Raw genomic sequence first — 12,373 nt, forward strand, 5'->3', positions numbered from 1 at the left:
ATAACGTACTGACGGCGGGATTAGGTGCGGATACCTTAAATGGGGGCATGGGAGCGGATACCCTGTATGGTGGTTTGGGCGATGACAGCTACATTGTCAATAGCAGTGACGATGTTGTGAAGGAGTTCTCGAATCAAGGGCTAGATACTGTACATAGTAGTATTGATTACACGCTCATTGGTCATTTAGAAAATCTGTTATTGACAGGTACTGCCGCGATTAACGGCACAGGTAACAGCCTAAATAATATCTTGACGGGAAATAGTGGCGATAATCTCCTGAATGGTGGTTTAGGTGCGGATACCCTGTATGGTGGCTTAGGAAACGATACCTATATTGTGAATACTTCGACAGATGTGGTCACAGAACTTGCAGGTCAAGGGATAGATACCATACGCAGTACGATGAGTAATTATGGGTTGGAGAGTGAAGTTGAAAACTTAGAGTTGATGGGAGGAAGTCATCTAACAGGGATAGGAAATGGCTTGGATAATAGCTTGACGGGAAATAGTGGCAACAATCAACTCAAAGGTGAATTAGGCGCAGACACTCTGAATGGGGGTGTAGGCAACGATACCTTAACAGGCGGTTTAGGTAACGATGTATATCAGTTTGGCCGAGATTATCAAATTGACACGCTGGTAGAGGCCGATGGAACGGTAGGCAACACGGACATTGTGGCGTTTATGGGAGGGATTGCTGTAGACCAACTCTGGTTTAAGCGTGTTGGTAATAACCTAGAAGTGAGTATTATTGGCACGAGTGACAAGGTTGTGGTGAAGAGTTGGTACTTGAGTAGTGACAACCAGATTGAGCAGTTCAAGACGACGGATGGTAACATGACCTTATTGAGTACGGATGTTCAGGCATTGGTCAGTGCAATGGCCAGTATTGCGCCACCGCCTTTAGGTCAAACCGAGTTAAGTTCCGAGCAACACAGTCAGTTAGATGCCATCATCGCCGCAAGTTGGAATTAATAAACTTAACAGGGGTTAGCCGCTTACGCGCGCTAACCCCTATACCTCTTTTAATACCACCATTGGCGACACTTGCCATGTTTTTCGTAAATGCCATAAGCCAATCACTAATACCAAACTTGCGCTAAATAAAGGTGTGAGCCACAGCCAAGCATGAATATGCGCTTTGCCTTCTAGTAAAAATACGCTAATTAATGCCGTAATAATTTCAGTTAATAAGACGGCTAATAAACCTGCCCATAGCCCTAAAATCGCTAGTTCAATACCTGTACGCCATTGCAGTTGTTGACGTTTTGCCCCCAATGCTCGTAATAAAGCAGCCTCATGCAAGCGACTATCAAAACTGGCGGCTAAACTGGCAATTAACACCAAACAGCCTGCCAACACCACAAACACCAAAATCACCAAAATACCTTGGCTGAGTTGTGCCAACAGTTTTTGTGCTTCATTAAGTGTGGCGGCAATATCAATAAAAATAATGGTGGGATATTGACGAATAATGTCCGCCATTTTTGCTTTTTCAGTAGGCGGTACATAAAAGCTGGTTAAATAACTAGCAGGATAATTTTTTAACACCTGTTCAGGAAAAATAAAGAAAAAATTGGGCTGAAAGCTGTCCCAATCTACAGTGCGTAAACTGGTGATTTTTACATCTACTTTACCTTCTGCCATTTGAAAACTGAGTGTGTCACCGAGTTTGAGCTTGAGTCGTTCGGCAAGGTCTTTCTCGACCGATACTTCCGCTTGTTGACCTGTTAACCATTTGCCCTCAACCAATTCATTATTGGCTGGCAGTTTATTCGTCCATGTTAAATTTAATTCACGATTTAAAGAATTGTCTTGTTTATCTTCGTCTTTTTGCTGAGATTTGGTGGCTTCGCCATTGATGGCAACCAAACGTCCACGAACCACAGGATAAAATTCGGTATGCGACCAATGACGTTGCTCAAGTTGTTGCTGTAGACTGTCTTTTTGCTCGGCAGGAATAGTGACAGCAAAATGATTGGGGGTATTAGGGGGAAGGTCGGTTTGCCATTGTTGAAATAAATCGCTACGTAACACCATGACTAATAACACTGCCGTAAAACCTAACGCTAAGGCCAAAATTTGACCAACGGTTTGTTGGGGTTGACGCGTTAAATTAGCAAAGGCTTGCTCCTTAATGCGAGTACGTAAATACCCTAATAACCACCCACAACATGCGCCTAACAAAGTGGCAAGCACCAAACCGCCGACTAAAACAATAGCGGTGAGGGTGATATTGCCTGTTTCTAAACTCAATAAAATAAATAAGGCGACTAAAGCAATGCCTGTGCTGCTCAGCATCGACAAAGAAACGGGCGTTAATTCGCGTCGCATCACGCGTAACGGTGACACCTGTGCTAAACGTAAAAAGGCAGGTAGCGCAAAACCAATCAGCGTCAGGAGGGCAGTGCTTAAACCTGTGATTAAGGGTTGAATAAAATCAAAACTCAAATCGCTAACAGGCAAAAACTGACCCAATAATTCAAACAATAGCAGCGAAAATGCCAAACCTAAACTGCTACCAATCACTAAACCAAAACCACTCACTGCCGCTAATTGACTGGCATACAAGTTAATCAATTGTTGGCGCGAATAGCCCAAACACCTCATCAGTGCAAAACTATCAAAATGCCGTTGGCTAAAACGTTGTGCTGCTAAAGCAACGGCAATCCCTGCTAATAATACACTGGCAATACTGGCTAAACTTAAATAACTATTGGCATTAATAATCGGTTTACTGAGTTGTTTATTGGCACTGTGAATATCGCGTAGGCGTTCGTAATCATTGAGTTGGTCTTTGGCTTGTTGAGAAAATTGGCTAACAGCTTGGCTTTTACCTGCCACTAAAAAGCGATAACTCACTCGACTGCCTTGTTGAATGGCATTGGTTTTAGGTACATCTGCAATATTGATAATAATTTTGGGTGAAAAAGCCGAAAAGCTACCACCCATATCGGCATCAACGGCAATGGTTGCGGCAATAATAAACTCCGCTTCACCTAAGGTAATACGTTGACCGACTTGGCTATTGAGTAAATTTAACAAACGCTCTTCGACCCATACTGTGCCTTGTGCGGGCGTGCGAGTGGTCATTTTAGGTTGTGTGCTGAGTGTGCCACGTAACGGATAATTATCGGCAACCGCTTTAATACTACTCAGTTGAAAGTTATCACCTTGTTGAGCAACTGTGGCAAATTCAATGGTTTGGCTAGTTTGTAAACGGTGTTGTTGTGCCAGTTGTGACCAGTCAGCGCGTAGTGGACGACTACTCACCACCACCACATCCGCCGCTAATAAACGTGCGGCTTGTTGATTAATCGCTTGGGCTAAGGTGTGGGTAAAAAAACTCAGAGTCGTCGTGGCGGTGACTGCCAAAATCAGCGCGGCAATCAGTAAAGTAAATTCGCCTGCGCGTAATTCACGCCAAAATAAACGCCATGTCATAACATGTGTCCTTGCGCTAAGGTTAAACGCTGCTGACAACGCTCGGCAAGTTTTAAGTCATGGGTCACTAATACTAAGGTCGTGCCATGTTGCGTATTCAAATTAAACAATAAATCAATAATATGCTGCCCCGTTTGGCTATCTAAATTACCTGTGGGTTCATCGGCAAATAAAATTTTCGGTTTACAGGCAAAAGCACGCGCAATGGCAACACGTTGTTGCTCACCACCAGAAAGTTGTTTGGGCGTATGGTGCAAACGATGAGCTAAACCGACTTGTTCTAGGCATTGTTTTGCCCATGTTGTATCGGTATTTTTACTTAACGAGAGTGGCAGCAAAACATTTTCTAGGGCGGTTAAATGCGGTAACAAATGAAACGACTGAAACACAAAGCCAACATATTGTTGACGTAAACTAGCACGTTCATCTTCGGATAAAGTGCTTAACTCCTGACCCAATAATTTAATAGAGCCAGAACTGGGGGTGTCTAGGCCTGCCAATAGTCCTAATAACGTCGATTTGCCCGACCCCGAGCTACCGACAATCGCAACCGTAGAGCTTTGTTCAATACGCAAATCAATCTGTTGCAAAATCGTCAACGCATGCTCCGTTGTGGCGATAGTTTTGTTAAGGTTGGCAACAAGTAATGCAGGGGGAGGTGTGGTCATGGCAAAGTTTTGGCTTAGTCTAATGTTAATCGTGGTAAGTGGACTCAATACCGCTTATGCAGCCAGTATTGTGGTCTTTGGTGATAGTATCAGCGCGGCCTATGGCATAGAAGTCAACAAAGGCTGGGTTGCAAAATTGCAACAAAAGCTCAAACAACAAAAAAAGTCCTATCAAGTCATCAATGCCAGTGTCAGTGGCGAAACAACCTCAGGCGGATTAAGCCGTTTGCCGCAAGTGTTAACGCAATATCAACCCCACATATTGATTTTGGAATTGGGCGGAAATGACGGTTTACGTGGTCAACCACCTAAATTGATGCAGCAAAATCTACAAAAAATGATTCAACAAGCGAAACAACAAAAGGTAAAAGTGCTGTTATTAGGCATGAAAATTCCACCTAACTACGGTAAAGCCTATAACCAAGCCTTTGAAAAAGTTTTTGTGGATGTGGCAAATACAGAACAAGTACCGTTTGTGCCATTTTTTTTGGAAGGCGTGGGAGGTAATGATGCCCTTATGCAAGCAGATGGCATTCATCCTAATACACAAGCACAAGACAAACTCTTAAATCATGTATGGCCAACCTTAGAGAAAATCTTATGAAAATATATCTTCTACTCGCTATGTCTTTATTGACAGCGTGCAGTCAACAAGCATGGTATCAAAGCACTCAGGAGCATGCGCGATTACAATGTCAGAAGGCTGTTGATATCAACGAACAGCAGCGCTGTTTGCAAGCCTTGCCAGATTATCAACCCTATCAACAACAAAGAAAGGAATTGGCTTTACCTCAACCTTAACACATGCACAAACTCAGTTTTTCTTGTTTTTATGTGTTAGGGAAGTTGTGGAGCGATGAAAGGTAGACAGTGTCTCTGATAGTAAATGCTGAAAAAGGTGCTAATTGGTAGTTATTTTCCGATAAAATGAAGATGTTATGTCTTGAATTTTTATTATACAAATGTGCCGTAATGTGCTGTGTTTTTTGAATGCAAGATATTGTTTTTTATGTAAAATATTTTGATACAATTAAGTGGCCGTCAAAAGTCAAGACGCATTCCTTTCTGTGATGGGCATAGCAGTTTTCTATGCAAACAAAAAGTAAGTTAGCACACATCCTAAAAATCTCAGTTAGCCTTCAGGCGATAGTCATAAAAATAACAACATGGCATCAGCCGCATGAGGCAAGCACGTCAAATTACTAATTGGAGTCGTCGTCATGTCTCGTTTACCTCATATACTTTTTGCATCCATGATGGCTTTAGCGGTAACTCCCAGTATCAGTTTTGCGGTAGATAATGACTTAAAAGATATTCGGCCAGATATCAATAAAAATGAATGGCAGTTAGTCAAAAATGACACTACACGCAATATTAAAACTTACATTCGTGAGGTAGACGGTAAGCGTATCAACTTTAAGGTCGATGCGATGATTGATGGCGATTTAGCTACCGTTGCACGCGTACATTTTGATGTGGATAACATTAAACATTGGTTTTGGGAAACCTTAGACTCACGGTTATTAAAAAAAGTATCCAGCACAGAATATTATTATTACATGCAGTACAACGCCCCTGTGACCATGCCTGACCGTGACGCGATTTTGCATGCGGTAGTCGAACCCTATACCGCTAAAAAAGGTTATATGCAGTTAACAATTAACGCAGTACCCGATTATTTGCCTGTACAAGCGAATTTAGTCCGTGTACAAGCGCAAGATATGACGGTCAAATTCACCCCCATGGGTAAAGACAAAGTACATATTGCAGCCGAAGGCTTTGTCGACCCAGGTGGGATTGCACCGACATGGGCGATGAACTTTGTACAACGTAATGCGCCCTACTCAACTATGTTGGGCTTACAACGTCGTGTGAATATGGCGGCACACATGCCACTCAATGAGCCTTTGCCTTTTGCCTATATGGAATAATGTTTCAAGGATGGGGGATAGTTTGCATCGCCCATCCGTTTACTCGCCCTTAAATTCATATCGATGTTCTAAAACAAAAACTTATGAGTCGATGTTAAAAGCGATGCATCAATAACGCCATACCGCATGGTATCTCGTTCACTCCAACAACCTTTCGCGCCAAAAAAAAGCAATATCGTCTTTTAGCCAGTGGCGGCCTCTGTAAATTTCGGTTATATAGAAAAAAGACTCACGCAGCACCACAGAACGTCTACTTATAACGGCATAGTCATAGATGTCTCTAGAAAGACGTGACCTGTGAGGGTCTTCACAATAACAGCAAACTGCTTAAAACATTCGGGTCGTCAGCGACCAAACGAATCAAAAACAATAATACTCTCCAGTCCTTACAAGGAGAGTCAGCGCTCAGGAGCAATTATGTTAAAAAAACTCTCTGTGATAGCTTTTGCTGTGTGTACAGCATTAGCACCAGTCGCCAGCATAGCGGCTTCTGGTAATGATGATGTCGAAGAGCTCCGAACTGACAGTAAACGAGCGAATGAATGGGTACAAATTAAAAAAGATAAGCTGAAAAATATTTCCACTTGGGCTAAACGCGAGGATGGTAAAAGTATTCGTTCCTTCAAGGTAGAAATGATTGTCGATGCCGATTTAGAAACTTTAGCGCGTCTCCACTTTGATATCGAAAATATCAAGCGCTGGTTCTGGGAAACTAAAGAATCTCGTTTGCTAAAAAAGGTGTCTGACCGAGAATATTACTTTTATCAAGTGTTTAACGCCCCATTAACAGTACCAGACCGTGACTCCATCATTCATGTCGTGGTTGAGCCATTTACCGCAAAACGTGGTTATATGGTGATGAAGTTGAATGCAGTGCCTGATTTTATGCCACCTCAACCAGGTAAAACACGTGTACAAGCTCAAGACTATTACATCAAATTCACACCCATTGATAAAAACACCACGCGTCTAGAGTCTGAAGGTTATATTGACCCAGGTGGAATTATCCCCGCGTGGACGATTAACTTTGTCCAACGCAGTGCGCCGTATATCAGTATGCTGGGTTTATCGCGTATGGTGCAGTTACCGTATTATCGTGAAAGTAAAGACCCCTTAGACTTTGTTTATATGGAATAACAAGCCAGTTGTTTGCTGCGTAAACATATAGGGTCTGTATCAGACCCTATATTATTTCTAGGCTTTATAATGGTATCTTTAGCAAGGTCTAAACCACTCAGGGCTTAAGTCTGTACTGCAATGCGCCCTGAACGGTGTATATGGCAATGTTGGTGAAATTGGTCAGACGGCTACCCCTTGCGATAGTCGTTTCAGTCCTAAAAAGTCATCTTGTGCTAAGGAGTTGTCTGCTTATGGGAAGTTTCGTTGTCCTGATTATCGTCGGTTTTGCCATTGTATTGGCATATAAGTCGATTCAACAAGTTCCTCAAGGTTATGAATATACCGTGGAGTCCTTTGGTCGTTACACGAAAACGCTACAGCCTGGCTTGCACTTTTTAATGCCCTTTGTCGAAAGGGTAGGTGCTAAACTTAATATGATGGAACAGGTCTTAGATGTACCGCCTCAACAAGTTATCTCGCGGGATAATGCAATGGTGACGATTGATGCGGTCTGTTTCTTTCAAATTATCAAAGCGGCACAAGCGGCTTATGAAGTCAGTAATTTAGAATATGCGATTCGCAATTTAACCATGACCAATATTCGTACCGTGATTGGTTCTTTAGAGTTAGATAGCATGTTGTCACAACGTGACCAAATCAATGCCCAATTATTGAATACCATCGACCAAGCGACCAGCCCTTGGGGGGTAAAAATTACCCGTGTAGAAATTAAAGACATTACACCGCCGCACGATTTAGTCGAAGCCATGGCCTCGCAAATGAAAGCAGAGCGAACCAAACGGGCTCAAATTTTAGATGCCGAAGGCCATCGTCAAGCTGAAATTTTGCGGGCAGAAGGTGATAAACAAGCCAAAATCTTAAAAGCAGAAGGTGACCGTCAAGCGGCATTCTTAGAGGCGGAAGCGCGCGAACGTCAAGCGCAAGCGGAAGCTCAAGCAACCTTAGTGGTCTCGCAGGCGATTGCACAAGGGGACATTCATGCAGTCAATTATTTTGTCGCACAAAAGTATATTGAGGCATTAGGAGAAGTCGCCAAAGCACCTAATAATAAATTAGTCCTCATGCCCCTAGAAGCATCGAGTGTGATAGGTTCAATTGCAGGGATTAGTGACTTGGTAAAAGAGCTCAAACATACCGAGCCTAGTACTCCTCCGCATAGTCCAACGCCGTTATTTAATAGGTGATGCGATGTGGCAAGAACCTTATGCATGGTGGGCAGCTTTTGGCTTTTTGTTATTGATTATTGAAATGCTGTCAGGCACTTTCTTTTTTTTAGCGATAGCCGCCGCCGCATTCTTAACCACATTTGTGGCTGTCCTCAGTACAGATTATTTAGGCCAATGGGTGGCTTTTGCTGGCTTTAGTGTGATGACATTGGTACTATGGTACAAGTTTAGGCCAGCTACGCATCAGCATGATGCTGCGAGTAGCTTAAATAATCGTACACGTCATCTCGTGGGCAGACAGGTGATTCTCAGCGAGCCAATTGTCAATGGTGTTGGACGTGTCAATATTGATGACAGTTGGTGGAAGGCATCAGGTGCTGATATGCCAGTCGGTACACATGTTAAAGTGATGGCAGTACATGATATGATTCTAACGGTCGAAAAAGTCATTTAGGAGTTTTTATGAAACAACAACGTATTGAAATTATTCACGATTTTCCTCAATCTGTTGAAAAAGTTTTTGCATGGATAGGCAATCATAATAACTTAGGCGAGATTTTCTTTCCCTTTACAGTCACCCGTATTAAAGATGGTCAGGGGGATGTCAACGGCGTAGGCTCTGTGCGTAAATTGAGTGCTTTCCCTCTGATTCCCGTCGAAGAAACCGTGACAGCCTTCACCCCCAATCAATTGATTGAATATACTGTCACCAGCAAATTAGCGCCTATCAAAGAGCATTTAGGTGTGATGCAGTTTGAGTCTTATAACGGTGGTACACGTTTACGTTATACCATTACTTTCAAAGGTGTCGTGCCGTTATTAGGGCCTGTGCTCAAAGTAGGTTTGGGGCAAGGCATTAAACGTGGGTTAAGCAAACTGGCTAAAAAGAGTCTCTAATTACCCATGATGGAAGTTCACGAGCGCCGCTTTCACGTCAACGGTCGTTTAATGGCGGCACGTTGTTGGCATGATAGCCAATTGCCGCCTATATTAGCATTGCACGGTTGGTTGGATAATGCGGCAACTTTTGACCGTTTAGCACCGTATTTGTCTAATTATCATGTCGTTGCTTTAGACTTTGCGGGACACGGTTATAGTGAGCATAGAGCGCAAGGCGTACGTTACCATTTAGTTGACCATCTAGATGATGTTTTAGCTGTCGTTAAACAACTGGCTTGGACATCATTTACCCTCATGGGGCATTCAATGGGGGCAGGCATTGCCGTCTTATTTAGTGCAGCAATGCCAGATGCTATCAACAAACTGGTACTCATTGAAGGACTAGGCCCTTATACAGGTCAAGTAGAAGACTCCGTGCAACATTTAAGTACAGCGCTGAACGAGTGGCAACATGCTCATCAGGGGACTAGTCGTATTCTGCCCAGTTTTGACCATGCGGTGAAAGCGCGAATGAATGGTCTACTACCCGTTGGCGAACAGGCTGCCCGCCTATTATGTCAACGTGGTACTAAACAAGTCGCAGACGGTTTGGTTTGGACAGCCGATAAACGCCTGCGCTTATCATCGCCTACGCGCTTTAGTGAGCAACAGGTCTGTGCTTATTTGTCAGCCATTCAATGCCCAACCTTGCTAATCAGTGCCGAAAATACCTTGCCCTTCGACCGAACAGCATATCAGCAACGTATAAACGCTATTAAGCAATTAACACATGTTCAACTCGCAGGCGGGCACCATCTGCATTTGGATGATAATGTTGACGGGGTTGCACAGGTGCTGACCACATTCTTACAAACAGCGACTGTGTCGTAACTATTAAAAAAGCACAAACAACCAACAGTATTAACAGCAGACCTTAATTCTCCATCATTGAGCAAGGCTTAGGCTTTAGGCTACAATAAAGCCCCAAATAACGCATTTTCATTTACATGAACCCTTCTAGCGAACCTCCGAGTGCTTGGCACTCGTTAAACTCTTTTTGCTCTTTTTACATTCCTGTTATTAACACGACATATTCTGTCACAGTACGTGTACACTCTATGGAGCAGCCATCATGATAGAGTGGTTAGCAGACCCTACGGCATGGCTAGGACTTTTTACCCTCATTTTTCTCGAAATTGTACTGGGTATCGACAACCTCATTTTTATTGCCATTTTGGCCGATAAACTCCCGCCCAAACAACGAGACCAAGCGCGAGTGATTGGCTTAACCTTAGCGATGGTTATGCGTTTAGGCATGTTAGCCAGTATCTCTTGGCTAGTCACTTTAACCGACCCTTTATTTCACATTGCAAGCCAAGGCTTTTCAGGCCGTGACCTGATTTTATTGACGGGTGGTGCATTTCTCCTATTTAAGGCAACGATGGAGCTACATGAACGTTTAGAAGGCTCTATGCATATACAGGGGCAATCGCAAGGACACGCAAAATTCTGGCCTGTAGTTGCACAAATTGTTGTTTTAGATGCCGTATTCTCAATTGACGCAGTGATTACTGCCGTGGGCATGGTTGACCATCTCTCGATTATGATGATAGCTGTCATCATTTCTATCACCTTAATGATGATTGCCAGTAAGCCCTTGACCCGTTTTGTGAATGCCCATCCAACCGTCATTATGTTGTGCTTAGGCTTTTTGATGATGATTGGTTTTAGCTTAACCGCCGAAGGTTTAGGTTTTCATATTCCTAAAGGCTATTTATATGCCGCTATTGGCTTTTCTATCTTAATCGAAGTCTTTAATCAAATCGCACGTTTACGGCGTAAACAACACTTACAAGATGAATTGAGTTTACGCGAACGCACGGCCTATGCGGTGATGCGCATTTTGGGAGGAAGGGAAGTAGATAGTCATCAGGTAGGCGATGAAATTGTCGATATGTTAGATGATGCAAAAGCGGACGATGCCGTATTTAATCGTCGTGAACGTATCATGATTAATGGGGTATTACAGCTTGCGGAGCGACCCATCAAAACCATTATGACGGGACGACACGCCATAGACCGCATCAATATATCTGATGACCACGACAAAATTTTGCACGACTTAGCACAGTCTACACACTCCAGAATCTTGGCCGTTAAAAATGGTGTCGTGCATGAGCCGCTAGGATTTATTCACAAGAAAGAGCTATATAAAGAGCAATTACTTAACCTAGCGATTGATTGGCAAAATATGGTGCGCACAACCATCAATTTACCCGATAGCTGCTCTATTCTCAATGCGCTGGAGCAAATGCGTAGTCAATCCACCCATATTGCCTTTGTAGTCAACGAGTTTGGAGATTTTGTCGGTATGTTAACCATGACCGATATCTTGGAGTCGATTGCGGGTGAATTACCAGATGCCAGTGAATGGGCGCAGCCTATCAGTGCATAATCAACGGGGCTGTCACAGCCCCATATAACGTTTTAATACCAACATCGAGCTATCGTCACTTGGGAGGATAATTGATATATGACACCTATTCATTTAGTTTGTCCGCATTGTTTTGCCACAAATCGTCTCCCTCGTGAGCGTTTGCAACAACAACCGCAATGTGGAAAATGCCATCAAGCAATTATCAATGGCCAAGTCATTGAATTGACCGCCTCACAATTCGATATGGTCATTAACCGTCATGAATTGCCTGTCGTTGTCGATTTTTGGGCAAGTTGGTGTGGACCTTGTCAGATGATGGCACCGCAGTTTGCAAAAGCAGCAGTAGAATTTTCTGGACAAGCCTTATTTGCCAAAATAAATACAGAGTCAGAACAACAGGTAGCTGCAAAATTTCAAATTCGTAGCATTCCAAGTCTTTTAATCTTTATGAAGGGACAAGAAATTACTCGTACATCGGGCGCTTTATCAGCATTACAACTACAGCAATGGCTAAAAAACTATGTCGCATAGCACTTTTTTGCTTTATAAATAAACAATCAATCGTCTTTTGGCTATAAAGCGAGCAGTTGTTGAAAGATAATGGGACTTTTCGCTTGCAAGGATTGAATAAATGAGTAGAATGCGCGGCCTGCCAACGACGAAGCGACGCGAAAGCGAAGCGGGAGTAGGGTGGTAAGTTGATGAC

Annotated in this window: 13 protein-coding genes; 11 read left to right on the forward strand and 2 right to left on the reverse strand. The window is 43.2% G+C overall.

The features are described from left to right. A partial coding sequence (locus C8N29_RS15765) for a calcium-binding protein (protein ID WP_275656213.1) occupies positions 1-977 on the forward strand: 977 nt, incomplete at its 5' end. A gap of 39 nt (positions 978-1,016) precedes the next feature. On the opposite strand, the gene C8N29_RS15770 is transcribed toward C8N29_RS15765, so the two are convergent. Together C8N29_RS15770 and C8N29_RS15775 are read right to left on the reverse strand one after the other, a co-directional pair. After that, complete coding sequence (locus tag C8N29_RS15770) at positions 1,017-3,446, reverse strand: ABC transporter permease (protein ID WP_107867030.1); 2,430 nt, start codon at positions 3,444-3,446, stop codon at positions 1,017-1,019. After that, positions 3,443-4,114 (reverse strand): ABC transporter ATP-binding protein, encoded by a 672-nt coding sequence (locus tag C8N29_RS15775; RefSeq protein WP_107867031.1) that lies wholly within the window; start codon positions 4,112-4,114, stop codon positions 3,443-3,445. The genes C8N29_RS15770 and C8N29_RS15775 overlap by 4 nt, the downstream gene beginning before the upstream one ends. On the opposite strand from C8N29_RS15775, the gene C8N29_RS15780 reads away from it, so the two are divergent. The 10 genes from C8N29_RS15780 (at position 4,113) to trxC (ending at position 12,198) form a co-directional block, all read left to right on the forward strand. Further along, the gene (locus C8N29_RS15780) at positions 4,113-4,718 is read left to right on the forward strand and encodes an arylesterase (protein WP_107867032.1); all 606 of its coding nucleotides are present in this window, start codon (positions 4,113-4,115) and stop codon (positions 4,716-4,718) included. The genes C8N29_RS15775 and C8N29_RS15780 overlap by 2 nt on opposite strands. Beyond that, on the forward strand, positions 4,715-4,915 hold the full coding sequence (locus tag C8N29_RS15785) for a hypothetical protein (protein ID WP_107867033.1): 201 nt from the start codon (positions 4,715-4,717) through the stop codon (positions 4,913-4,915). The genes C8N29_RS15780 and C8N29_RS15785 overlap by 4 nt, the downstream gene beginning before the upstream one ends. Before the next feature lie 419 nt (positions 4,916-5,334). Then, complete coding sequence (locus C8N29_RS15790; RefSeq protein WP_107867034.1) at positions 5,335-6,045, forward strand: SRPBCC family protein; 711 nt, start codon at positions 5,335-5,337, stop codon at positions 6,043-6,045. 417 nt (positions 6,046-6,462) lie between these two features. Continuing rightward, positions 6,463-7,182 carry an SRPBCC family protein gene (locus C8N29_RS15795; RefSeq protein WP_107867035.1) on the forward strand — a complete coding sequence of 240 codons (720 nt, stop codon included), beginning with the start codon at positions 6,463-6,465 and terminating at the stop codon, positions 7,180-7,182. A 233-nt stretch (positions 7,183-7,415) separates the two neighbouring features. Then, positions 7,416-8,369: an SPFH domain-containing protein gene (locus tag C8N29_RS15800; protein ID WP_107867036.1), complete on the forward strand. Its 954-nt coding sequence runs from the start codon at positions 7,416-7,418 to the stop codon at positions 8,367-8,369. 4 nt (positions 8,370-8,373) lie between these two features. Then, complete coding sequence (locus C8N29_RS15805) at positions 8,374-8,805, forward strand: NfeD family protein (protein WP_107867037.1); 432 nt, start codon at positions 8,374-8,376, stop codon at positions 8,803-8,805. Positions 8,806-8,813: 8 nt separating this feature from the next. Continuing rightward, entirely contained in the window at positions 8,814-9,248 is a 435-nt protein-coding gene (locus C8N29_RS15810) for an SRPBCC family protein (RefSeq protein WP_107867038.1), read from the forward strand. A 6-nt stretch (positions 9,249-9,254) separates the two neighbouring features. After that, on the forward strand, positions 9,255-10,121 hold the full coding sequence (locus C8N29_RS15815) for an alpha/beta fold hydrolase (protein ID WP_107867039.1): 867 nt from the start codon (positions 9,255-9,257) through the stop codon (positions 10,119-10,121). A 241-nt stretch (positions 10,122-10,362) separates the two neighbouring features. Beyond that, the gene (locus C8N29_RS15820; protein WP_239987197.1) at positions 10,363-11,685 is read left to right on the forward strand and encodes a TerC family protein; all 1,323 of its coding nucleotides are present in this window, start codon (positions 10,363-10,365) and stop codon (positions 11,683-11,685) included. 78 nt (positions 11,686-11,763) lie between these two features. After that, a complete protein-coding gene (gene trxC / locus C8N29_RS15825) occupies positions 11,764-12,198 on the forward strand; it encodes a thioredoxin TrxC (RefSeq protein ID WP_107867040.1) in 435 nt (144 codons plus the stop codon). Positions 12,199-12,373: the final 175 nt, after the last annotated feature.

It is taken from the genome of Agitococcus lubricus, assembly GCF_003051055.1.
In the GTDB taxonomy this organism is placed as follows: Bacteria; Pseudomonadota; Gammaproteobacteria; order Pseudomonadales; family Moraxellaceae; genus Agitococcus; species Agitococcus lubricus.

What these genes read in the sequence shown, in the direction of transcription:
- C8N29_RS15770 (WP_107867030.1), bottom strand. Translation starts at nt 3,446, where the DNA reads ATGACATGGCGTTTATTTTGGCGTGAATTACGCGCAGGCGAATTTACT.
- C8N29_RS15780 (WP_107867032.1), top strand. Translation starts at nt 4,113, where the DNA reads ATGGCAAAGTTTTGGCTTAGTCTAATGTTAATCGTGGTAAGTGGACTC.
- C8N29_RS15775 (WP_107867031.1), bottom strand. Translation starts at nt 4,114, where the DNA reads ATGACCACACCTCCCCCTGCATTACTTGTTGCCAACCTTAACAAAACT.
- C8N29_RS15785 (WP_107867033.1), top strand. Translation starts at nt 4,715, where the DNA reads ATGAAAATATATCTTCTACTCGCTATGTCTTTATTGACAGCGTGCAGT.
- C8N29_RS15790 (WP_107867034.1), top strand. Translation starts at nt 5,335, where the DNA reads ATGTCTCGTTTACCTCATATACTTTTTGCATCCATGATGGCTTTAGCG.
- C8N29_RS15795 (WP_107867035.1), top strand. Translation starts at nt 6,463, where the DNA reads ATGTTAAAAAAACTCTCTGTGATAGCTTTTGCTGTGTGTACAGCATTA.
- C8N29_RS15800 (WP_107867036.1), top strand. Translation starts at nt 7,416, where the DNA reads ATGGGAAGTTTCGTTGTCCTGATTATCGTCGGTTTTGCCATTGTATTG.
- C8N29_RS15805 (WP_107867037.1), top strand. Translation starts at nt 8,374, where the DNA reads ATGTGGCAAGAACCTTATGCATGGTGGGCAGCTTTTGGCTTTTTGTTA.
- C8N29_RS15810 (WP_107867038.1), top strand. Translation starts at nt 8,814, where the DNA reads ATGAAACAACAACGTATTGAAATTATTCACGATTTTCCTCAATCTGTT.
- C8N29_RS15815 (WP_107867039.1), top strand. Translation starts at nt 9,255, where the DNA reads ATGATGGAAGTTCACGAGCGCCGCTTTCACGTCAACGGTCGTTTAATG.
- C8N29_RS15820 (WP_239987197.1), top strand. Translation starts at nt 10,363, where the DNA reads ATGATAGAGTGGTTAGCAGACCCTACGGCATGGCTAGGACTTTTTACC.
- trxC (WP_107867040.1), top strand. Translation starts at nt 11,764, where the DNA reads ATGACACCTATTCATTTAGTTTGTCCGCATTGTTTTGCCACAAATCGT.